We start from the raw sequence: 19730 nt of genomic DNA, 5'->3' as shown, positions 1-19730 counted from the left end.
AGATTTCAGAGAAATTTGTAAAATAGAATTGTTGGAAATATTAAAAAATATTTTTCGCGAAATAAAAAGGATCCCCTAAGAGCGGGAATCCTTTTTATAGAAGTCTTCGATTGCTTTGTCTACATAGACCCAGCCTTTCCAGCCGAGATGGATCGTATCCTTCAGGAAATAAGGATCATATTCATGGCCGGACAAATCGGCCACCTGAAAGCCTTCTGCTTCGATCTGTTTTTTGATCTTTGCATAGTAACCGGTCCGTCCTTTTTTAGGTACGCCGGTGTAGTCATACCATTTGCCGTGCACCGGAACCGATATAAACAGAGGATCGGCGCCCGATTCCTTCAGGACATCCATCATCATTTGAAAATCGCCGTATTCGACCGACTGTACATAAGACAAATGTTTTTTTCTGTTTTTTAGCTTCGCCATTTTCGGCTTTATTTTTCTGAATGCCTCATCTATTAATTTAAACTTGTTTGACCGGGATTCCTTTTCGCCAAGCTTTGCAGCCATCTGCTTCAGCTCGCTCCACGATTTGCCCTTGACGCTTTGTGAAATCGTGCGCTCAGGGCCGGGACTGTCAACCATTGAATAGTAAAGGTCCTTTTTTTCCAGCACGCTTCGATAAGCTTTGGCAGCCGGCGAAAGAAGGGACAGTGTCGTATGATCCTGCTTTAGCTCCGCCTTATAAAGGGCTGCGAGCAGAGCATCATTTTTGACGGCATGGTATTTCAGCATGCGCTTGATCATTTTTTTCTTTACATTTTGGTCGATTTTTTGGTTGAACAGTAGATCGTATGCTTGTAAAGCTGAGAAATTCGGCGCGAAATGGGATTCATCAGATCCTTTTTTCTGGAACCATTGCGGAGATATGATAAACACCAGTTTCTTCCCCTTTAGTTGATCCATATGAGCCGCGAAATTGATTGCATGGATCAGGGATTGCGAACCGCCCTTTCCGACCAGGTAAGGAGTAAATCCTTTATTATTTACTTCAAAATAATTGGACGGATGATAAGGGTCTAACCGGGACAGTTCGGATGATCCGTAGATCGGGAGGTACTTGGAATCTTCAAGCATCTTGCTTTGAAGGTACGTTCCCTGGAACATCATCGGATTCAGCTCCGTAGCCGATTTTTCGACCCGATCTTTAGGAACAAATGCCTCAAGCCATGAATTCGGGATTGAGATCGTGGTGAAAAAAAGTAAAAATGCCAAAATGATTGGCCCGAATAAAAAACGCTTTTTCATTATCTCAACTCATTCAGCTGCTTTATGATTTGATTTGGCGTGTTCCATGCATCCCGGTCAAATTCTGTAATCGGTACGGTGATGTTAAAGCGGCTTTCAAACGCGAGCAGCAGTTCTACGGTTCCGAATGAATCCAGTATTCCTTCTTCAAAAATATCGATATCCGGGTTCTCCTTGACGATATCGTCCTGACAAACCTCTGCTATAACTGAAAGCACTTCTTGATTAAAGTCCATTATTGAAATCTCCTTTTAATGAATTAGTTTTCCTGAGAAAATAAAAAATCCAAAGCATACAAAATGGAAGGTCACCACAATTGAGACTGCTGTCGTCAGCTTGTTGTTCGGCCACCATTTATACTTCTTATTCCATTTTTCAAAGAAGTTGAAGCCTACCATGAGCAGTGCGTGATAAAGCCCGTAAACGATGTACTGCAGGGCAAGGCCGTGCCATACGCCCATCAGCAGAAACAGCAGCACATATCCGATATTAGACACCGCCATGCGGTTTTTGATCCATTTTTTCTTTGTCATCCAGAAGACAAAGCGCATAAATACGTAGTCTCTGAACCAGAATGAAAGGGACATGTGCCAGCGGTTCCAGAAATCTTTAATATTGCGGCTGATAAACGGCATATTAAAGTTTTCCGGCGACTTGATCCCCATGATATAGCTGATGCCGACCGCAAAAGCGGTATAGCCGGCAAAATCGAAGAACAAGTAAAGGCTATAAGCGTACATGTATCCGAGTCCATGTGCAATCTTGCCTGACGTGAGATGCGACAAATTCAAAATAATGTACGTATTAATGCAATAGCCGATAATGAATTTGTATAAAAAGCCGAGAAAAATTTTGTTGATTCCTTTGTAAAGCAGCTCTTCATATTGCTCTTTCGTCCAGACCGTCTGCTCGTCTTTTTCAAAACGGCGGTACCTGTCGATCGGCCCTGATGAGATGGTCGGGAAAAAGAGAATAAAATAAAGCAGTCTGCTGACGGGAAGCTGTTGTTTGATCAGCCCGTCGCGGGTTTCAATAATAAGCTGAACCCCTTTAAAGGTTAAGTACGAGATTCCGAGAAAGCTTGCCCAGTTGTTCAGGCCAAGGAACGGCAGCAGCTTGGAAATTGCCAGGGGCAGAATCGAAGCTGCTGCGGCCAAACAAAACACAAAGCCGCTGTTCGCTTTTGAACGGTAGGCAATATAGCCTTTGATCAGCACCGTTTGCCAAAGCGTAAACAGGCAAAGAGCGATGAGCCCGTGCAGGCTGTTTGAAAAAATGAGAGCCAGCACGACAACGGAGACCGCCATATTGTAAAAGCGGAAGCTTTTTCCGTTGAGACCGAGAATGATGGTCGGCGCGAGCAAAACTGCTAAAATGATGAAGAAGAGAAATGAACCGTACGGTGTCATATGGTTACCTCTTCTTTAAGCCGTTTCCGGTCAATTTTGCCGTTCGCAGTCATCGGAATCTCTTTTTGATACACGAATTTTCTCGGGATCATATAAGCCGGCAGCGTACTGCCAAGGTCTTTCTTAATGGCGCTCGTCAGCTGGTATTCCTTTTCGAAATCGTGTTCGGCAGGCACGATCATCGCGATCAGATACTCGATTTTCTCCTCGCGGTAGAATGGAATCACCACGGCAGACTGGACGTATTTCGAACGATTGATTTGATATTCGATCTCTTCCAGCTCGATGCGGTAGCCGTGCAGCTTAATTTGGAAATCGAGCCTTCCCTGGAAGAACAGCAGGCCGTTTTCTTTGTAGCCGGCGTCTCCCGTGCGGTAAGCCGCTTCACCGTTATATGAGAAAAACACTTTTTCCGTCAGCTCTTTTTCGCCTAAATAGCCTTTGCTGACGCTTTTTCCGGTGATGATAATCTCGCCTTTTTCACCGTCCTGAACAGGTTCACCGTCTTCATTGACGATGACAATATCAGTATCGGGCTTCGCCGAACCGACAGGAAGGGAAGAGTACCGCTCCAAAATGTCGTCTGTCACTTCAATGGAGGTGACGGCGACCGTTGCCTCCGTCGGGCCGTATGTATTGAAGACCCGGGCTTTCGGAAATCTTTCTTTCAGCTGTCTGGCGACTGATGCAGGGAGCGTTTCTCCGCAAAACATAAATACGCGGAGGCCCGGCAGCAGTTCCTCTGAAAAGGACGGATCCATCAGGCACATTTGTGCAAAGGAAGGAGTCGATGTCCAGACATTGACGTTTGATTGTTTCAGCGCTTCAAACAGAATCTTCGGCCTGTTGATCATATCTTTCGTAACGGTCCACAGAGTACCTCCCGCCTGCAGGCAAGGATATAGGTCCATTACCGATAAGTCAAAGGAAAACGGCGCCTGGTTTAAAAACACGTGACCGTTCTCAACCGGAAAATCTTCTGTCACCCAGTTTGCAAAGCTTTGAAGATTATCGGCTGAAATTTGCACACCTTTTGGATTTCCGGTGCTTCCGGACGTATAGATGATGTAAAACGTCTCTCCGTCCTTCACCCAGTTATCCGGATTTGTCTCGAGCTGTTCACCTGTGTCAAGGTGCTCGGGTGTGACCACGGATATGAGGGCATCACCCGTATCGAGATCGGTTCCGGAGTTGTTGAGCAGCAGCCCGGCTTTTGAGCTTTTGATGATCTTCATCACCCGGTCCGCCGGGATCGAAACATCCACCGGTACATATGGGTGGCCGGCTTTTACGCAGGCGAGGAAAGAAACTGCCATTTCCGGCTGCATATGACCGTAGACGATGATGGGTGAACGATCGCCGATCGTTTCTTTTTGAAGCCGGCAAGCGAGGCGCTCCGACTGTGACCACAATTCGCTGTATGAAAGCGTCTTGTCATCATTCACAAATGCAAGTGCATCGGGTTGTGTTTGTGCATAATGTTTAATCGTTTCTATCAGTTTCATTTTTGATTCTCCATTAAAAGTCGTTATAAATATATGAACCTGTATTTGCTGTATGGAATCCGTAAATCAAAAACAACAGCAGCAAAATAAGAAAGTAATAGGAAGTGTTTAGGAGCCACTTCATTGTTGTTTTTTCATACAACATCTTCAGCTTTGTTAACATTGATCTGTTCCTTTCCCTTATGAAATAGCCGTCACAACAGTATAAGACGAATTTAATTTATAAAAGTTTCATTTCTTCAAAAAAAGTGGAAAAAAATTTGTGGCGTTTTGTTCAAAAAACCTTAAGTCCCAACAGCCTATTATAAACATATTGTGCTGAAGATCAATCCATCCTTCTCTTTTCCTTTTGGAAAACGAATCCAACTTTTGAAACATAAAAAAGGATCATAAGAAACAGCGCTTATGATCCTTCTGATAAAATTAAAAAAAGGGATGCCGGAGATTAATAAACAAATGCTGTCCCGACGATGATGAGCAGGATAAATAACACGACGATCAGAGCAAAGTTGTTAAAGTAACCACCCATTGTGCTTCACCCCCTTGTTTTAATATAAAATATGAAACATATGATGCTTTCGAAAGGGATATCAATGTAGAAATACAGAAAATAATAAAGAAAACTATTTTTTATAGCAAAAAACAAGTTCTTTATGTTCGAAACCTTAACGGAAATGGAACCGTCTACTGTTTTGAAAAGAAATCAATTTGATATAAGGAGACCAATTATGGAAACTTCAATAGATCAAATAGCAGGATTGCCGCAGCATCAAATAGAAGATTTTCGAAAGCTGATGGAAGACTGGAAAAATGAACTTTTAGTTTATAAATTCGCTTTAGACCAAATGGATACGAAATTTTCGATTATCAGCCAGGAATACAACTTAATTCACGGCCATAATCCGATCGAACACACGAAATCACGCGTGAAAAACTTTGAAAGCCTGATCAACAAGCTTGTAAGAAAAGGCTGCGATATTACAACGAGCGCTGCCAAAGAGCATATAAACGATATCGCCGGACTGAGAATCGTTTGTTCATTTTTATCGGATATCTACAATATGGTCGAAGTGCTGAAAGAACACGAAGATATTAAAATTTTAAAAGTGAAGGACTACATCAAAAATCCGAAGCCAAACGGCTACAGGAGCCTTCATTTGATTGTAGAAGTGCCCGTTTATTTGACAAACCGGGTGGAGCATGCCAAGGTGGAAATCCAGATCAGAACGATCGCCATGGATTTTTGGGCAAGCCTTGAGCATAAAATTTACTATAAATTAAATAATGAAGTGCCTGATCGGCTGACAGACGAGCTGAAAGAAGCCGCCGATATCGCCAATTATCTGGACGAAAAGATGCTTCATATCAGAAGAAAAGCAGATCAATAAAGAAAGCCGGGACGAGAGATGATCTGCACCCTGTCAAGTAGACAGTGGAAATAACTAAAACACACTAGACGGCTTTAGCCCTGTATTCCACTGGGCTGAGGCCGTTTAGTTTTTCTTGTAGACGATCGTGGTTGTAAAAGTGGATATATTCATCAATTGCGCTTTGAAGTGCCTCAAATGTCTCGTACGAATTCCGTCTGTATTTCTCGCATTTTAATTTCCCCCAAAACGACTCAATGGGGCCGTTATCAATACAGCGGCCGACGCGGGACATACTCTGTGTCATATTTGCGTTTTCAATCATCCTTCTAAACTGGTGGGACGTGTATTGAAAACCTCTGTCGCTGTGAAGGAGAGGACGTGCGTTTGGGGCTGCCTCAAGCGCTTGGTTCAAGGTTTTAAACACAAGGGCGTTATTATTGGATTTCCCCAGCACATAAGACACGACCATTCCCTCATGAAGATCTAAAATGGCACTGAGGTACGCTTTCCGATGGCCGTATTTTAGCTCTGTCACATCAGTCACCCATTTTTGATTTGGTTTGTCCGCTTTAAACTCTCGATTCAGGATATTTTCGGACACATGTTGAGGCGTCGCTTTGCCGTAACGTTTTTTCTTCCGCCGAATGACACACTCCAGCTTGGCGATTTTCATCAGCCGATAGATGCGCTTATGATTGAGGCGCTCTTTAAAGCGGCGCTTCATGTTTAAGGTCATTCTGCGGTATCCGTAGATACCGCCAATTTGTTCATGAAGAAGCGTCATCTCGGCGATAATCTTTTCATTCTGTTTTTCTCTCGCTGAAGGTACTCGGCTCCTCCATTTGTAATACCCCTGGCGCGAAACTTCGGCAATCTCACATAACATTTGGACAGAAAAGCCTTCTTTTCGATTCAGCTCTAAAATGGCGAGATATCGATCTTCGTACCGAACCTGACTTAGAACCGCCTCCTTTTGATCTCTTCCAACTTTTTTAAGAACGCATTCTCTGCGCGCAAACGCTCATTTTCCTGTTCCAGCCGTTTGTTTTCCCGTTGAATTTTTTCTTCAGGTGTCAATTCTTCTTCGGTTTTGCGTTTCCCTCGGTTGTCTTTTAAGGCCTCTTCTCCGCCTTCTTGATACTTTTTCACCCATTGATACACCTGTTGGTAGGAGACTTGATGAATCTCCATTGATCTGGCGTAGTCCTTTCCATGAGCTAGACAATCCTTCGCAATCTCAATCCGTTCTTCCAATGAAACGTTCTTCCGTTTGGTCATCAAACGATTCCTTCCTCTCCCGCTGTCTTTTAACGTTTTATGACCATTATAAAGCTCAACCCACTTCATGAGTACGGATTTACTGGAAATCTTATATTTTCTCGAGATTTCTCTTTGAGAGTAGCGTCCGGATAAGAAGTCTTTCACGGCATTGTATTTTAATTCTGCGGGATAGAACTTATGGCGCTTTGAACGTTCCAAACTCTCCACACCCGCCATATCATGCGATGTTCTCCATTCACGAATCGTTTCGGCATGAATGCCATATTTTTCTGCGATCTCCTTCACCGAATTATTGCCCTGATCACATTCTGATAGAATATTCAATTTTTCTTCTTTTGAAAACCATTTTCCAGCCATGAAAAAACTCCCCCAAGGCAAACAGATTTTTTTATTTCATCTGTCTACCTTTAGGGGAGCAGATCAAGACGTTCGCCCGGCTTTTTTTCGTCTGCCTGTCAGAGCCGTTCCCTCCCGGGTGCACTGTGCGGCTTTCTTGACAATGCAATTGTCCGGGCGCATTCTTGATGTGGCGTCTCAGATGATCCGATTAAACAGATCCTGCCAATTACATATCGTTTTCAAGATTTATTTTGAAAACAAAAGTGAATCGAAAAAGTGAATCGAGAAAAAGATAATAAATATGAGGAGGTCTTGATATGAGCGGACTGCAAATGGATTTCAACAAAACTGCACTTGTACTCATCGACTTGCAAAAAGGAATCGTCAATATTCCCGGAGGAGATGCCGTCGTGAAAAAGGCAACCAAATTAATTGACGTGTTCCGCCAAAAACAAGGTTTTATCTGCTTTGTGAATGTCGCGTTTCACGATGGGAAAGATGCGTTAAAGCCGGTAACAGATCAGACTGGGCAGGTTCCGGGGGAGCGCCCGTCCGATTGGGCCGAATTCGTACCTGAACTGGGGATCACAGAAGGCGACTATACGGTCACAAAGCGTCAATGGGGCGCTTTTTTCGGAACGGATTTGGATCTCCAGCTTCGGCGCCGCGGAATCGATACGATTGTGCTGTGCGGAATCGCCACCAATATAGGGGTGGAAAGCACGGCCCGCGAGGCGTTCCAGCTAGGCTATCAACAGATCTTTATTACGGACGCGATGACGACATTCAGCGAGGAAGAGCACGAAGCCTCAATCCGTTTTATTTTTCCTAGAATCGGCAGGCTTCGGACAACGGAAGAGTTTCTGGAAGAGCTGTGATGAAAATATCCAAGAAAAGCAGGGCGTTGTTTTTGACGACCGTCGCATCTGGAACCATGCTGAATCCGCTGAACTCTTCCATGATTTCATTGGCTCTTCACAGCATTCAAAAAGAATTTCAATTGTCATTTACGACCGTATCGTGGTTAATTTCATCCTTTTATTTAGCCAGTGCGGTCGCCCAGCCCGTAACAGGCAAACTGGGAGATTTAATCGGCAGGAAAAAGATGTTTTTGTCCGGGCTGATTCTCGTTGCCATTTCCGCAATCGGGGCCCCGCTGGCTCCCGCTTTTATGGTGTTATTGGTGATGCGGCTGTTTCAATCTATAGGGAGCAGCGCGATATACCCGTCAGGAGTCGGGCTGATCAGGAGCCATATCCGCGATCGCCAGGCGTCGGCTCTAGCCGTTCTCTCGATCTTCGCTTCCGCGATGACGGCATTGGGGCCGACGGTGGGAGGCTTTTTAATCGTCTGGGGCGGATGGCCGGCCATTTTTACGGTTAACTTTCCGTTTATCATCTTCAGCTTTGTATTTGGGCTGCTTATGTTTCCGAAAGATGAAAAAAAAGCCGGCTTGAATGTCAAATCTGTTTTGAAGCAGCTTGATTTGCCGGGCATCGTCTTATTTGCCTGCGGCATCGTTCTTTTGTTGTCTTTTTTGCTTTCTTTAAGCACCGTTCCCCGTTATGCGGAAGGGGTCTCCGGACTCATTCTGCTGATCGTGTTTATCATGTGGGAACACCGGACGGAAAAGCCGTTTATCGATATGCGCCTGTTTATTTCGCATCGGGCTCTGTCATCGGTATATATTCAATTTATTATTTTGAACATTTTTAATTACTGCCTGTTCTTCGGGCTTCCGAGTTATTTTCAGGATGAGATGCACCTTTCCGTTCAAACGAGCGGGCTGTTGATGCTGTTTATGTCAGGAATGAGCATCATCGTGTCGCCGCTTACGGGCAGATGGATAGACCGCTCAGGCGAAGCGCAGCCTGTATTGATCGGGGCTTGTCTGATGATCGCCGGCGCGGCTCTGATGACGCTTTTTTTCGTGGAGGCGCCGATGATATGGAAAGGCCTGATCCTTTCCTTGCTCGGCATCAGCTACGGTCTCGGCAACGTTGCCCTGCAGGCTGCGATGCTGACGGCAAGCCCGAAGGACATCGTCGGCACGTCTTCTGGACTCTTCCAAACGTGCCGCTACTTGGGCTCGATCTTTTCCTCAGTCATTCTCGGCATGTTGTTCGGAAAAGAAATCACGGCCCATCATTTTCAGGAATTGGGAATCATCATGATTGTCGTCGCCATCGGAAGCCTGATCTTTAGTTTCCGGTTTGTCAAATTGGCGAAGGACCTGGATTGATTAAAATAGAGCTGCAGGGTGCGGCTCTATTTTTAGTTGGCCGATTCCGTCAGAACCGAACAAAAAATGAGTATTGGACTTATTTGGAGAACGGGAAAACGAGGGTCATTGAACAACAGTTTGTCCAAACTTTGCTAAGGATAAAGTGGGAAGAATGAAGAAAAAAACAAAAAAACTGATATTAAATACTTATGTAAAAATAGTAATAAAGTTACAAAATTGTAACAAAAAAAATAAAATACCATAAAATTGGTTGAAAAAAACTATGAGAAATGAAACAATATTATGGAAATAATTAATAGAGAGGTGCTTTATTTTATGTTAAGAAAGTTGTCTATCATAATTTTGGTGGGAATTTTTATGGTTGGATTTATGGTTCCTAAAACTAGTTTTGCTCAAGAATCTTCGAAAGAGGTTAATGTAAAAGATAATGATCAGGCAGTACTAAATGCTGAACAAGAAAAATTAATTAATACTGTTAAACCTTATGTACATGTAGATGCTGATGGAAAGTTATTTTTGAAAAATGTTCCTGAACATTTATACAAGGAATACAACCTTAGTGCCTTAGAGGAACATTTTGAGTACATAAATAAAGCGTAGAAAATAATCAATTGGTTATAGATAATCAACTCAATATAAAACCAACAGGGTTTCAAATCATGGCTACTTATGGTAAGTGGACTTACCATTGGTGGGGGTATGACAGAAAATTCACTCATAAACAAGCAAACAGTTATATAAGTGAATTAAATGCTGCAGCTGGAGGTGCCGGAATTGCGACAGGTATATTCGCTGAATTGCCGCCAATAGCGGGAGTAGCCGGGATGGCAACAGGATATTGGACGCTATTAGCTTCACGTGTGGATGCGCATAACGGGAAAAAAGGTGTTCTTGTGTCAATTACTTGGGCACTTGTTTTCAGTGTTGAATCTCTATAAAACTTTCAAAAAACGTATGGTTGATTAACCATACGTTTTTTGAAAATCAATGTTTACGCTTTTTGGTCACAACTGTAATCATCATCATGGCAATAAAGATAACGAATAATTGTATAAGATAGGGAAACAAAGTACACATCTCCTAATAAACTTTTGAGAAGATAATAAATAAAATGTTGACTGTTGCAATAATAAGAGCACCAAGGATTACAATAACTGTCTGCGCACTCAAGTTTATAATATTATTTGCTAAGATAAAAAAAATAAAGAGATATCCCATTGAAATAAAATAATTATAAAACATGGCTTTTTGTTGTATTAATTTATACCGCTCATCATTTTTCTTAAATTGAGGATATAAATAACCTAGTCTGAAAAACATGATAAATAAAGAAAAAGGCAGAAAAGTCATTTCAAATTCAGACTTTCCATTAACCCATAGGCTAAAAAAAATATATAGACTTAAAATCAACATCAAAAAACTGATTGTGAAATTACCTAAGCGTGAATCCATGATTTACCTCCTTAAACATCTTCGCTGTCCAGAATAAATAATTCTTCTACTGAAGTTTCAAAAAGCTTAGCCATCAACATTGCCAACCGAAGAGAAGGGTTGTATTTTCCCTTTTCAATTGAAATAATGGTTTGTCTTGACACATTAAGTTTCACCGCTAAAGTCTCTTGCGAATAATTGTATTTTTTTCTAAATTCAACAAGTCGATTTTCCATAAAACCCCCCCGTGTAATTCTACCATAACGTAAAATTAACTTTACGTCAAGGATGCTTTACAAAATGAGTCCAAGAGTCCCGTGTATCAGCAGAACATACGAAAAAATACTTAAATAATAAGTCGACGAAAGACTCTACCTCCTTCTTGTCTAAATAGAGATCTTAATCAACCACATGTCGTTCGGTCTGCTGAGTGCTTTTTTGTTTTGACGGAGTTCTCGGTTCTTGCCCGCCTTATGAGGTATACTGAAAGAGAAAGGGGGCGTACTGTGAAAAAGAGCTGTGTTTTTATCGATTGCGCTCTGAGAGACATTTCGGAAAAGATTGTAAAAGGATGATGAACATGAACCAGAAGCTGATTCAAATCAGTCAAAACGTACTGTCGGCCTGTCTCGGGCTGAAAAAAGGGGAGTCTTTTCTGATTGTCTGCGACGACAATAAAAAAGGTCTGGCAGAATCTTTGTATCTGGCGGGACAAGCGCTTGGGGCGGAAACGATGCTTGCGGTCATGAAGACAAGGGGAAAACCGGGCGAAGAGCCGCCGCCGTCAATTGCTTCGGCAATGAAGCATGCAGATGCCGCCGTTTGCATTACCGAGCATTCTTTGACCCATACAAACGCCCGGAAAGAAGCTGCGAAAGCGGGAACGAGGATTGCGACGATGCCGGGGATTACGGAAGACATGTTTTTGAACGGCGCGATTTCCGCCGATTATGAAAAAGTAAAGGAAAGAACGGAAAACGTTTGTGAGGTCCTTTCAAACGGACGGTCTGTCCGTATAGATAAGGCGGGCTATATTCTTACGTTTTCAATCGACGGAAGGAAAGGGATTCCGAGCACCGGCATGTATTTGAATCCCGGGGAATCCGGCAACCTGCCTTCGGGTGAAGCGTATATCGCGCCGCTTGAAGGTACGGCAAACGGCCAAATCGAAATAGACGGGTCGCTGGCCGGCATCGGAACATTAAGCTCACCGCTCGTGTTAACGATTGAAGACGGACGGATCACGGATGCTGAGGGCGATGCCGCCGAACAGCTGCTGGACATTCTTGGGAGCGGCGACGGCCGGTGCCTCGGCGAGTTCGGCATCGGGACAAATGACCGCGCCAGAATAACCGGTGTCGTTCTCGAAGACGAAAAAGTTCTCGGCACCATACACACCGCATTCGGAAGCAACAACACGTTCGGCGGCACGATTGCAGCGGGTGTACATATTGACGGGGTGGTAACAAAGCCGACGGTTTATATTGATGATGAGCTGTTCATGGAAAATGGGACATTAAAAAAACAGAGCTGACGAGGCTCTGTTTTTTTAAAAACGCGAATTATTGCGCCCGGCGTTCTTCCTTTTCGACTAAATCGTATACCGCTGTCCCGGCGATTTGTCCGGCTGTTTTCAGCCGGTCTTTGCTGATATGCTCAATCGTGTCGTAAGGGGTATGATACCATGGCTCCAAGGATTCGGTCCCCGGCTCCATCCAAATAAAATTGGCTGAATCGATTCCCGCGTCATGGAAAGGAACGTGATCTGATGAACCGCCCTTTCTCAAGGCTAGAACATCCTTTCCGATGTTCGCTGCGGCATTTTTGCTTAATTCCCAGACGAGATTTGCGGAACCGTCAGGTGTATTGATATAAAGCTGTGAAGCATTTTCCCAGCTTGTAGCGACCATGTCTAAGTTGAAGTTTGCTTTGCTTCTTTTTAATTCCTCCCCGGACAGCTTGCTGACATAATATCTCGAGCCGACAAGCCCGATTTCTTCAGCACCGAACGTAATAAAGCGGATTTCTTTATCGGTCGGGATGTTTTTCATAATCCGCGCCAGCTCAAGGACGGTGGAAGTTCCCGATGCATTGTCATTGGCTCCGGGCGCTTCGGGGACGCTGTCATAATGCGATGTGACATACACGATATCCGGATTTTTGATTCCTTTCGGTTTACGGACGCCGATGACGTTTTGAGAGGTTTGATTCGGGAAGGACTTGAGCTTTAGCGTTGCTTCCCGTTCTGTGAGCAGTTTTTCGCCGTCTTCCTTTTTGACGCCGACGACCGGAATGCCGGTTTTATTCCCGCTGAGGTTTGGCGTAAGCGGAACGAGGCTGTCTGCGTTGTTATAGATGATAACCCCGGCAGCGCCCGCATCTTCCGCATTTTTCACCTTTTCATAAAACGTCAGCTCCCCTCTTAAAATAACGGCGATTTTCCCTTTCGCTTCTTCTGTGAAATCGCCGGCAAGACCGAGTCCGGCGTCATAGAGCGGAGCGGTCAGACCTTTGCCTGAGGTAGGAGCCGAACCTGCCGCAGGCCGGGACGATATTTCACTGCCACGGACGGTGAGCGTTCCTTCTAATCTGTCGGGGATGCTGAACGTCTGTGTACTTACTTTCAAATTCGATTTTTTCATTTGAGACGCGATAAATGCCGCGCTCTTTTTTTCTGCTTTCGTGCCTGTTACACGCGGTCCGATCGTCTCACTTAAGTGGTAAATCGTTTGGTAAGCGCGGTTCTCATTGAATTTCTTGGCGATTTTCCCTTCCTGTTTTGATTGAATTGCTTGCGCTGCATGTACCGCGGACGTGCCCTCAGCTGCCGGCAGGAAAACGCCCCCCATAAGAACGGCTGCAGACATACTAATGGCCATCATTTTCTTCTTCATTTCAAACCCTCCCTGATCGATCTTTAGTACAGAAAGATTCGCATTGCGAAAGAAAAATCCTGCCCCGGAAAAATAAATGAGGCGTAAGACTCGTTCAGCGCTGTTTATAAGGGAAGCGAGATCCATAAAAAAGAATCTGTTTGATATAAAAAAAGCAGTTGACGGGCGGGGTCCTTTCTGATTAAAATACGTCGAATAATCAGAATTCTGATTTTGAATCACATATGTGAATGGTGGAGGGTGTTATGTCTGTAAAATCCGCAGTACGCGTCATGCGTATATTTGAACTGCTTACAATCCATCCGGATGGGTTAACAATAAAGGAGATCGCAAGAGAATTAGCGCTTCCGCAGAGCAGCACATTCCACTTGGTAGTAACGCTTTTTGAAGAAGGCTATCTTCAGCAGGATGCGGGTAAGCGCTACAGGCTTGGAGCAAAGCTGATTCAAATTGGAACCGCTGCCATGGAATCGGTTGATATATCAGCCCAGGGCGTTCCTTATTTAAAACGGCTGATGGACGGCGTGCAGGAAACGGTGTTCATGGCCGTCCTGTCCGACGATCAGCTTGTCTATATTGCAAAGATCGACAACAACAGGTCGATCAGAACGACCGCACAGCCGGGCTCGCGAAAGCCGCTATATTGCACCGGGCTCGGCAAAGCCTTTTTAGCCTTCATGCCGGAGGACGAAAGAAGGAAGCTTTTCGACCGCATCGAATTCGTCCGGTTTACAAAGAACACGATGACAAGCAGGGAACAACTGGAGGAACAGCTGAAACAGTTTACAGAATTGGGATATGCAATTGATGACGCAGAAAATGAAGAAGGCTTGTTTTGTTTGGCAGCTCCGGTATACGGATCAGACGGCGTCATCAAGGCGGCCATCAGCACGGCGGGACCCAAGGACCGCATGTTGAAAAGGAAGGATGTCATTGCCGAACAGCTTCTTGAAACAGCGGGAAAAATAACGGAAGCAATCGGCGGCTATGTTCAGCCGCCCCGCATGAAGGGGGGATTTTGATGGATGTCATAAGCATAGGAGAAGCGATGGCACTGTTTACTCCGAATGAAGACGGTCCCCTCAGATACGCGCGAAACTATTCTGCGAGAATTGCGGGAGCCGAAACAAACACATTGATCGGCCTTGCTAAGCTCGGGAAAAAAACGGGCTGGATCAGCAGGCTGGGAAAGGATGAGTTCGGGGCCATGATTCTTTCTTCCGTAAGAGGGGAAGGGGTCGACGTCAGCCGGGTCAAGATCGATGCGGACGCACCGACAGGCTTGTTTTTTAAAGAAAGGGCAAACGAGGCGCAAGTAAATGTCTTCTACTACAGGAACGGCTCTGCCGCAAGCTTTCTCGAAAAGGGCGATATCGATGAGGATTATATCAAAAACGCCGGTTTTCTGTACATTACCGGGATCACGCCGGCTTTGAGCGAGAGCGCTTCAGAAGCGGTGTTTTATGCGGTGAAGCTTGCCAGAAAGTATCATAAACCAGTCGTATTTGATCCGAATGTGAGAAAAAAGCTCTGGGAACCGGAACGGGCGAGACAGACGATATTGGAACTTGTCAAACAGTCTGATGTCGTTTTGCCGGGACTAGGCGAAGGCCGGTTTTTATTCGGGACAGATGATGAGAAAGACATCGCAGAGGCTGTTCACCAGCTCGGTTCTGATATTGCCGTCGTCAAGCTGGGGGCAAAAGGGGCCTACTACTCTTCCAAAAATGAGAGCGGTTACGAAAGAGGCTACGAGATTCAGAGAGTAAGAGATCCCGTGGGAGCCGGAGACGGCTTTGCCGCCGGCATTCTGTCGGGCTTGATTGAAGGCATTCCGCTCCCGGAGGCTGTTAAAAGAGGCTGCGCGGTCGGCGCTATGGTGACATTGGTGAACGGCGATATTGAAGGGCTGCCGGACCGCGATCGATTGTTTGCGTTTATGGAGCAATCCGAAGAGGACGATGTCAGCCGATAGACTTCAAATGAAAGGGTGAGAGAGATGGAGGCTTTATCACAAATTGAAAAACATAAAGTCATTGCGATCGTCCGCGGCTATCATGCGGATGATGCAATCAAAATCGCGGAAGCGTTAAAAGAGGGCGGCATCAGGCTGGTAGAGATGACGCTTAACTCGCCTCAGGCGCTGAAAGCGATAGAGGCCGTTTCAGAACGATATGGAGATGACATGCTTGTCGGAGCGGGCACGGTGCTCGACGCCGAATCGGCGAGAGCGGCTTTGTCGGCCGGTGCCCGGTTTATCCTGTCCCCGACCGTCAATGAAGAAACGATTAAGCTGACAAAACGGTATGGGGCGGTGAGCATTCCGGGAGCTTTTACCCCGACTGAGATTTTGACGGCTTACGAAAGCGGCGGGGATATCATCAAGGTGTTTCCGGGAACGATGGGACCAGGCTATATCAAGGATATTCACGGGCCGCTCCCGCAGATTCCCCTGCTTCCGACGGGAGGCGTCGGATTGGACAATATCCGCGAGTATTTGGATGCCGGAGCCGTCGGAGCGGGAATAGGAGGCGCCCTTGTCAAAACGAATGAAGAGGTCACAGGTCCGTATTTAGAAAACCTGAAAGAAAAAGCAAAGCAATTTGTCGAAGCAATCAAAAGGGGATGAGTGATATGAAGATTACAGGCTTTGAATGTTTTCAAGTGCCGCCGCGCTGGCTGTTCTTAAAAATCGAAACGGATGAAGGCATCACCGGATGGGGTGAACCGGTGATCGAGGGAAAGGCCGCAACCGTTAAAACGGCGGTCGGCGAATTAATGGAATACTTGATCGGCAAAGACCCGATGGATATTGAAGATCACTGGAACGTAATGTACAGAGGCGGGTTTTACAGGGGCGGCCCGATTCTGATGAGCGCGATAGCGGGAATCGATCAGGCGCTTTGGGACATTAAAGGAAAATTTTATAATGCACCCGTCCATCAGCTTCTCGGCGGGAAGTGCAGAGACTCCATTAAAGTCTATTCATGGATTGGAGGAGACCGGCCTCAAGACGTCGGTCTGGCCGCAAAGCAGGTGGTCGAAAAGGGTTTTACAGCCGTCAAAATGAACGGTACGGAAGAGCTCCAATATATTGACTCGCACGAAAAAATCGATCAGGTGATCGAGAGAATCGCGGCCGTCAGGGAAGCGGTCGGCCCCTACGTTGGCATCGGCATCGATTTTCACGGCAGGGTGCACAAGCCGATGGCAAAAATATTGGCGAAGGAGCTTGAGGCTTTTCGTCCGATGTTCATTGAAGAGCCTGTGTTGCCGGAGAACAATGAGGCGCTCAGGGATATCGCAAACCTTGTCTCGATACCGATTGCCACAGGTGAGCGGATGTTCTCAAAATGGCAGTTTAAACAACTGTTGACAGATGGCTATGTCGATATCATCCAGCCCGATTTATCACATGCTGGAGGCATTACTGAATGCAAAAAGATCCTCTCGATGGCGGAAGCGTTTGATGTCGCGGCGGCCCCTCACTGTCCGCTCGGCCCAATCGCACTGGCGGCCTGCCTGCAGGTTGATGCGACTTGCCACAACGCCTTCATTCAGGAGCAGAGCTTGGGGATCCATTACAATAAAGGCACGGATCTGCTCGATTATATGCTGGATCAAGATGTCTTTTTCTACGAAGACGGCTATGTCCGCATTCCAAACGGGCCCGGCCTCGGCATCGATATCAACGAAGATCATGTCAGAAAAATGGCCGAAATCGGACATAACTGGCGAAACCCGGTATGGCGGCACAGCGACGGCAGTGTGGCAGAATGGTAAAAAATGATGGCGTTTTCATTCTAAAAAAGGTGTGAGGAAGGGAGAGGCGTAATGAAAGCAGCAAATGCAAAAGGGAAACCGACGAAGGTTCGGGTGCGCGTATTGTTGTTTATCTTTGTATGTGTCGTGATTAATTATATGGACCGCAGCAATATTTCGGTGGCCGCCTCACGGTTGGGGGACGACCTGAACTTATCAGCCGTTCAATTAGGCTTGATTTTTTCGGCCTTTGGCTGGGCATATTGTGCGCTGCAAATCCCGGGAGGCGGTCTTGTCGATCGGTTTGGCCCGAGGCTTGTCTACGGCTTTACGCTGATTACCTGGTCGCTTGCAACATTGCTGCAGGGGTTTGCCCGCGGCTTTGGCTCGCTTTTCGGTCTGCGGCTGGCGACAGGTGCCTTTGAGGCGCCGGCCTTTCCGGCGAACAACCGGGTGGTGACGTCATGGTTTCCTGAGCAGGAAAGGGCATCAGCCATCGCCTTTTATACATCCGGGCAGTTTGCGGGCCTCGCGTTTTTGACGCCGGCGCTTACTGCCATCCAGCATATCGTCGGCTGGCGCGGCCTGTTTATCGTCACAGGTGTGATCGGAATCATCTGGGGTATCGTCTGGTATGCGTTTTACCGTGATCCGGACCGTCATCCGAAAGTTAACAAAGCCGAGCTCGAACACATAGAAAAAGGCGGGGGAATCGTCCGCCGGCGTCAGGAGACAAAAGAGGAAAAAAACGCATTCAATTGGACGCATTTCAAACAGGTGACTGCTCACCGGAAGCTGTGGGGCATATATATCGGCCAATTTGCCGTCAATTCAACACTATGGTTTTTTCTCACATGGTTTCCGACATACCTTGTGAAATATAGGGGGCTTGATTTTCTGGAGTCCGGTTTTCTTGCTTCGCTTCCTTTTCTTGCGGCCTTTATCGGTGTGCTGTTGTCTGGATTTCTGTCCGACTTTCTCGTGAAAAGGGGCGTATCCGCAGGGGTGGCCCGCAAGACCCCGATCATTACCGGACTATTCCTGTCGATTTCGATTATCGGGGCCAATTATGTTAATCAAACATCGTTGATTATACTGTTTATGACCCTTGCTTTTTTTGGGAACGGCCTTGCCTCCATCACATGGGTGCTCGTGTCTTCTCTTGCACCGAAGCACCTGATCGGGCTTACGGGAGGTGTCTTTAATTTCGTCGGAAGTCTCGCTTCAGTCATCGTTCCGATTGTCATCGGCTTTCTGGCTGACGGCGGAAGCTTTGCTCCCGCACTCGTCTTTATCGGGGTTCTTGCCTTAACTGGCGCCCTTTCCTATATCTTTCTCGTAGGAAAAGTCGAACGGATTCAACTGCAAGACGAGTCAAATGAAAACCGAAATATCTCGATATAAAGATTCTCGACCGCCGAATGATCGGCGGTTTTTTGGCTTTTTAGGAATAATTTCCGGGATTCGCCGCAAAATAACGGAAAACTATTCGATCAGGTGCTTCCAATGAATACATATTTTCGAAAAGATTATCATCTCGGTTCTTTTCATTTTTTTTCAACACCGCATATCGTGACATTGCTCGTGATTGCAGCACTCGGCGTTTGTCTGTTCGTCTTTCGGCGGACCCTCCAAGAGCCTAAATGGAACCGGGTGATTCGTTATGCTTTTGTTACGATTCTGATCATTTCAGAGATCAGTTATCATTCGTGGTTCATTTATGTCCGCTCATGGACGCCGCGCTATTGTCTGCCCCTTCATCTGAGCGATCTTTCCGTTTATCTCGTCATCATTTTGCTGCTCACAAAAAATCTGAACTTGTTTAAATTCCTATACTTTGCCGGATTGGGAAGCGCGCTTCAGGCCATGCTGACACCGGATTTGGGAAGATACGGTTTTCCGCACTTCAGGTTTTTCGAATTTTTCATTTCCCACGGGCTCGTCGTGCTGGCCTGCCTGTTCATGGTTGCCGCCGAGAAGTATAAACCGACGGTTCGCTCTCTTTGGATCACCTTTCTCATCATCAATGTATACACGGGTATCATATTCGTGATCAACCGCATGCTGGAATCAAACTATATGTACATGATGAGAAAGCCGGGAGGCGGCGCATCGCTTCTCGATGTTCTCGGACCGTGGCCGTGGTATATCCTGTCGTCAGAAGCTGTGACTATCGTTTTCTTCTATCTCCTGTATGCTCCGTTTTGGATGAAAAAGAAAATGGAACGGTGACGTGTTTATTT

General features: G+C 45.9%; 22 protein-coding genes. 12 read left to right on the top strand and 10 right to left on the bottom strand.

Annotated elements, in window-relative coordinates:
- Window positions 1-75 precede the first annotated feature (75 nt).
- From dltD to MHB78_RS22845, 6 genes are all read right to left on the bottom strand, one after another.
- A complete protein-coding gene (dltD, locus tag MHB78_RS22870; protein WP_046129405.1) occupies window positions 76-1251 on the bottom strand; it encodes a D-alanyl-lipoteichoic acid biosynthesis protein DltD in 1176 nt (391 codons plus the stop codon).
- Entirely contained in the window at window positions 1251-1487 is a 237-nt protein-coding gene (gene dltC, locus MHB78_RS22865; RefSeq protein ID WP_006639558.1) for a D-alanine--poly(phosphoribitol) ligase subunit 2, read from the bottom strand. Before dltC ends, dltD begins: the two co-directional genes overlap by 1 nt.
- A gap of 15 nt (window positions 1488-1502) precedes the next feature.
- Entirely contained in the window at window positions 1503-2660 is a 1158-nt protein-coding gene (dltB, locus tag MHB78_RS22860) for a D-alanyl-lipoteichoic acid biosynthesis protein DltB (RefSeq protein WP_046129406.1), read from the bottom strand.
- Window positions 2657-4165, bottom strand: a complete 1509-nt coding sequence (gene dltA / locus MHB78_RS22855) for a D-alanine--poly(phosphoribitol) ligase subunit DltA (RefSeq protein ID WP_046129407.1) — start codon at window positions 4163-4165, stop codon at window positions 2657-2659. Before dltA ends, dltB begins: the two co-directional genes overlap by 4 nt.
- Window positions 4166-4178: 13 nt before the next feature.
- Entirely contained in the window at window positions 4179-4328 is a 150-nt protein-coding gene (locus tag MHB78_RS22850; RefSeq protein ID WP_046129408.1) for a teichoic acid D-Ala incorporation-associated protein DltX, read from the bottom strand.
- Between the two features lie 282 nt (window positions 4329-4610).
- Window positions 4611-4694 carry a YjcZ family sporulation protein gene (locus MHB78_RS22845; RefSeq protein ID WP_046129409.1) on the bottom strand — a complete coding sequence of 28 codons (84 nt, stop codon included), beginning with the start codon at window positions 4692-4694 and terminating at the stop codon, window positions 4611-4613.
- Window positions 4695-4893: 199 nt separating this feature from the next.
- Between MHB78_RS22845 and MHB78_RS22840 the strand changes: the two genes are divergently transcribed.
- Window positions 4894-5553, top strand: coding sequence for a GTP pyrophosphokinase family protein (locus tag MHB78_RS22840; RefSeq protein ID WP_046129410.1), 660 nt, complete (start codon window positions 4894-4896; stop codon window positions 5551-5553).
- A 64-nt stretch (window positions 5554-5617) separates the two neighbouring features.
- Here MHB78_RS22840 and MHB78_RS22835 read toward each other — a convergent pair.
- Window positions 5618-7173, bottom strand: a protein-coding gene (locus tag MHB78_RS22835; protein ID WP_231947390.1) for an IS3 family transposase whose coding sequence is annotated in 2 segments (ribosomal slippage) — window positions 5618-6516 and window positions 6516-7173 — 1557 coding nt in all. Because the reading frame shifts where the segments join, the coding sequence is not laid out codon by codon here.
- Window positions 7174-7472: 299 nt separating this feature from the next.
- Here MHB78_RS22835 and MHB78_RS22830 point away from each other — a divergent pair.
- The 4 genes from MHB78_RS22830 to MHB78_RS22815 all read left to right on the top strand — a co-directional run bounded on the left by MHB78_RS22830 (window position 7473) and on the right by MHB78_RS22815 (window position 10338).
- Window positions 7473-8033: a hydrolase gene (locus MHB78_RS22830; protein WP_046130672.1), complete on the top strand. Its 561-nt coding sequence runs from the start codon at window positions 7473-7475 to the stop codon at window positions 8031-8033.
- A complete protein-coding gene (locus MHB78_RS22825) occupies window positions 8033-9397 on the top strand; it encodes an MFS transporter (RefSeq protein ID WP_046130671.1) in 1365 nt (454 codons plus the stop codon). Before MHB78_RS22830 ends, MHB78_RS22825 begins: the two co-directional genes overlap by 1 nt.
- 318 nt (window positions 9398-9715) lie before the next feature.
- The gene (locus tag MHB78_RS22820) at window positions 9716-10000 is read left to right on the top strand and encodes a hypothetical protein (RefSeq protein ID WP_046130670.1); all 285 of its coding nucleotides are present in this window, start codon (window positions 9716-9718) and stop codon (window positions 9998-10000) included.
- 59 nt (window positions 10001-10059) lie between these two features.
- Entirely contained in the window at window positions 10060-10338 is a 279-nt protein-coding gene (locus tag MHB78_RS22815; RefSeq protein ID WP_128748374.1) for a hypothetical protein, read from the top strand.
- 142 nt (window positions 10339-10480) lie between these two features.
- On the opposite strand, the gene MHB78_RS22810 is transcribed toward MHB78_RS22815, so the two are convergent.
- Window positions 10481-10852, bottom strand: a complete 372-nt coding sequence (locus tag MHB78_RS22810; RefSeq protein ID WP_046130668.1) for a hypothetical protein — start codon at window positions 10850-10852, stop codon at window positions 10481-10483.
- 11 nt (window positions 10853-10863) lie between these two features.
- Window positions 10864-11067 carry a helix-turn-helix transcriptional regulator gene (locus tag MHB78_RS22805; RefSeq protein WP_046130667.1) on the bottom strand — a complete coding sequence of 68 codons (204 nt, stop codon included), beginning with the start codon at window positions 11065-11067 and terminating at the stop codon, window positions 10864-10866.
- Between the two features lie 344 nt (window positions 11068-11411).
- Here MHB78_RS22805 and MHB78_RS22800 point away from each other — a divergent pair, with 344 nt between their 5' ends.
- The gene (locus tag MHB78_RS22800) at window positions 11412-12365 is read left to right on the top strand and encodes an aminopeptidase (protein WP_046130666.1); all 954 of its coding nucleotides are present in this window, start codon (window positions 11412-11414) and stop codon (window positions 12363-12365) included.
- Window positions 12366-12393: 28 nt separating this feature from the next.
- Here MHB78_RS22800 and MHB78_RS22795 read toward each other — a convergent pair whose 3' ends face one another.
- Window positions 12394-13725: a M28 family peptidase gene (locus tag MHB78_RS22795; RefSeq protein ID WP_046130665.1), complete on the bottom strand. Its 1332-nt coding sequence runs from the start codon at window positions 13723-13725 to the stop codon at window positions 12394-12396.
- A 245-nt stretch (window positions 13726-13970) separates the two neighbouring features.
- Here MHB78_RS22795 and MHB78_RS22790 point away from each other — a divergent pair, with 245 nt between their 5' ends.
- From MHB78_RS22790 to MHB78_RS22765, 6 genes are all read left to right on the top strand, one after another.
- Complete coding sequence (locus MHB78_RS22790; protein WP_046130664.1) at window positions 13971-14747, top strand: IclR family transcriptional regulator; 777 nt, start codon at window positions 13971-13973, stop codon at window positions 14745-14747.
- Window positions 14747-15700 (top strand): sugar kinase, encoded by a 954-nt coding sequence (locus MHB78_RS22785; protein WP_046130663.1) that lies wholly within the window; start codon window positions 14747-14749, stop codon window positions 15698-15700. The genes MHB78_RS22790 and MHB78_RS22785 overlap by 1 nt, the downstream gene beginning before the upstream one ends.
- Before the next feature lie 24 nt (window positions 15701-15724).
- Window positions 15725-16354, top strand: coding sequence for a bifunctional 4-hydroxy-2-oxoglutarate aldolase/2-dehydro-3-deoxy-phosphogluconate aldolase (locus tag MHB78_RS22780; protein ID WP_046130662.1), 630 nt, complete (start codon window positions 15725-15727; stop codon window positions 16352-16354).
- A gap of 5 nt (window positions 16355-16359) precedes the next feature.
- Window positions 16360-17508, top strand: a complete 1149-nt coding sequence (gene dgoD, locus MHB78_RS22775; protein WP_046130661.1) for a galactonate dehydratase — start codon at window positions 16360-16362, stop codon at window positions 17506-17508.
- Between the two features lie 51 nt (window positions 17509-17559).
- The gene (locus MHB78_RS22770; protein WP_046130660.1) at window positions 17560-18891 is read left to right on the top strand and encodes an MFS transporter; all 1332 of its coding nucleotides are present in this window, start codon (window positions 17560-17562) and stop codon (window positions 18889-18891) included.
- A gap of 102 nt (window positions 18892-18993) precedes the next feature.
- Complete coding sequence (locus MHB78_RS22765) at window positions 18994-19719, top strand: TIGR02206 family membrane protein (protein WP_046130659.1); 726 nt, start codon at window positions 18994-18996, stop codon at window positions 19717-19719.
- Window positions 19720-19730 lie beyond the last annotated feature (11 nt).

Origin of the sequence: Bacillus sp. FSL K6-0138 (assembly GCF_037982765.1) — a bacterium.
Lineage (GTDB): Bacteria > Bacillota > Bacilli > Bacillales > Bacillaceae > Bacillus > Bacillus glycinifermentans.
The sequence above is the reverse complement of the archived record's forward strand: the minus strand, read 5'-3'. Positions and strand labels throughout refer to the sequence as shown.

What these genes read in the sequence shown, in the direction of transcription:
- dltD (WP_046129405.1), bottom strand. Translation starts at nt 1,251, where the DNA reads ATGAAAAAGCGTTTTTTATTCGGGCCAATCATTTTGGCATTTTTACTT.
- dltC (WP_006639558.1), bottom strand. Translation starts at nt 1,487, where the DNA reads ATGGACTTTAATCAAGAAGTGCTTTCAGTTATAGCAGAGGTTTGTCAG.
- dltB (WP_046129406.1), bottom strand. Translation starts at nt 2,660, where the DNA reads ATGACACCGTACGGTTCATTTCTCTTCTTCATCATTTTAGCAGTTTTG.
- dltA (WP_046129407.1), bottom strand. Translation starts at nt 4,165, where the DNA reads ATGAAACTGATAGAAACGATTAAACATTATGCACAAACACAACCCGAT.
- MHB78_RS22850 (WP_046129408.1), bottom strand. Translation starts at nt 4,328, where the DNA reads ATGTTAACAAAGCTGAAGATGTTGTATGAAAAAACAACAATGAAGTGG.
- MHB78_RS22845 (WP_046129409.1), bottom strand. Translation starts at nt 4,694, where the DNA reads ATGGGTGGTTACTTTAACAACTTTGCTCTGATCGTCGTGTTATTTATC.
- MHB78_RS22840 (WP_046129410.1), top strand. Translation starts at nt 4,894, where the DNA reads ATGGAAACTTCAATAGATCAAATAGCAGGATTGCCGCAGCATCAAATA.
- MHB78_RS22830 (WP_046130672.1), top strand. Translation starts at nt 7,473, where the DNA reads ATGAGCGGACTGCAAATGGATTTCAACAAAACTGCACTTGTACTCATC.
- MHB78_RS22825 (WP_046130671.1), top strand. Translation starts at nt 8,033, where the DNA reads ATGAAAATATCCAAGAAAAGCAGGGCGTTGTTTTTGACGACCGTCGCA.
- MHB78_RS22820 (WP_046130670.1), top strand. Translation starts at nt 9,716, where the DNA reads ATGTTAAGAAAGTTGTCTATCATAATTTTGGTGGGAATTTTTATGGTT.
- MHB78_RS22815 (WP_128748374.1), top strand. Translation starts at nt 10,060, where the DNA reads ATGGCTACTTATGGTAAGTGGACTTACCATTGGTGGGGGTATGACAGA.
- MHB78_RS22810 (WP_046130668.1), bottom strand. Translation starts at nt 10,852, where the DNA reads ATGGATTCACGCTTAGGTAATTTCACAATCAGTTTTTTGATGTTGATT.
- MHB78_RS22805 (WP_046130667.1), bottom strand. Translation starts at nt 11,067, where the DNA reads ATGGAAAATCGACTTGTTGAATTTAGAAAAAAATACAATTATTCGCAA.
- MHB78_RS22800 (WP_046130666.1), top strand. Translation starts at nt 11,412, where the DNA reads ATGAACCAGAAGCTGATTCAAATCAGTCAAAACGTACTGTCGGCCTGT.
- MHB78_RS22795 (WP_046130665.1), bottom strand. Translation starts at nt 13,725, where the DNA reads ATGAAGAAGAAAATGATGGCCATTAGTATGTCTGCAGCCGTTCTTATG.
- MHB78_RS22790 (WP_046130664.1), top strand. Translation starts at nt 13,971, where the DNA reads ATGTCTGTAAAATCCGCAGTACGCGTCATGCGTATATTTGAACTGCTT.
- MHB78_RS22785 (WP_046130663.1), top strand. Translation starts at nt 14,747, where the DNA reads ATGGATGTCATAAGCATAGGAGAAGCGATGGCACTGTTTACTCCGAAT.
- MHB78_RS22780 (WP_046130662.1), top strand. Translation starts at nt 15,725, where the DNA reads ATGGAGGCTTTATCACAAATTGAAAAACATAAAGTCATTGCGATCGTC.
- dgoD (WP_046130661.1), top strand. Translation starts at nt 16,360, where the DNA reads ATGAAGATTACAGGCTTTGAATGTTTTCAAGTGCCGCCGCGCTGGCTG.
- MHB78_RS22770 (WP_046130660.1), top strand. Translation starts at nt 17,560, where the DNA reads ATGAAAGCAGCAAATGCAAAAGGGAAACCGACGAAGGTTCGGGTGCGC.
- MHB78_RS22765 (WP_046130659.1), top strand. Translation starts at nt 18,994, where the DNA reads ATGAATACATATTTTCGAAAAGATTATCATCTCGGTTCTTTTCATTTT.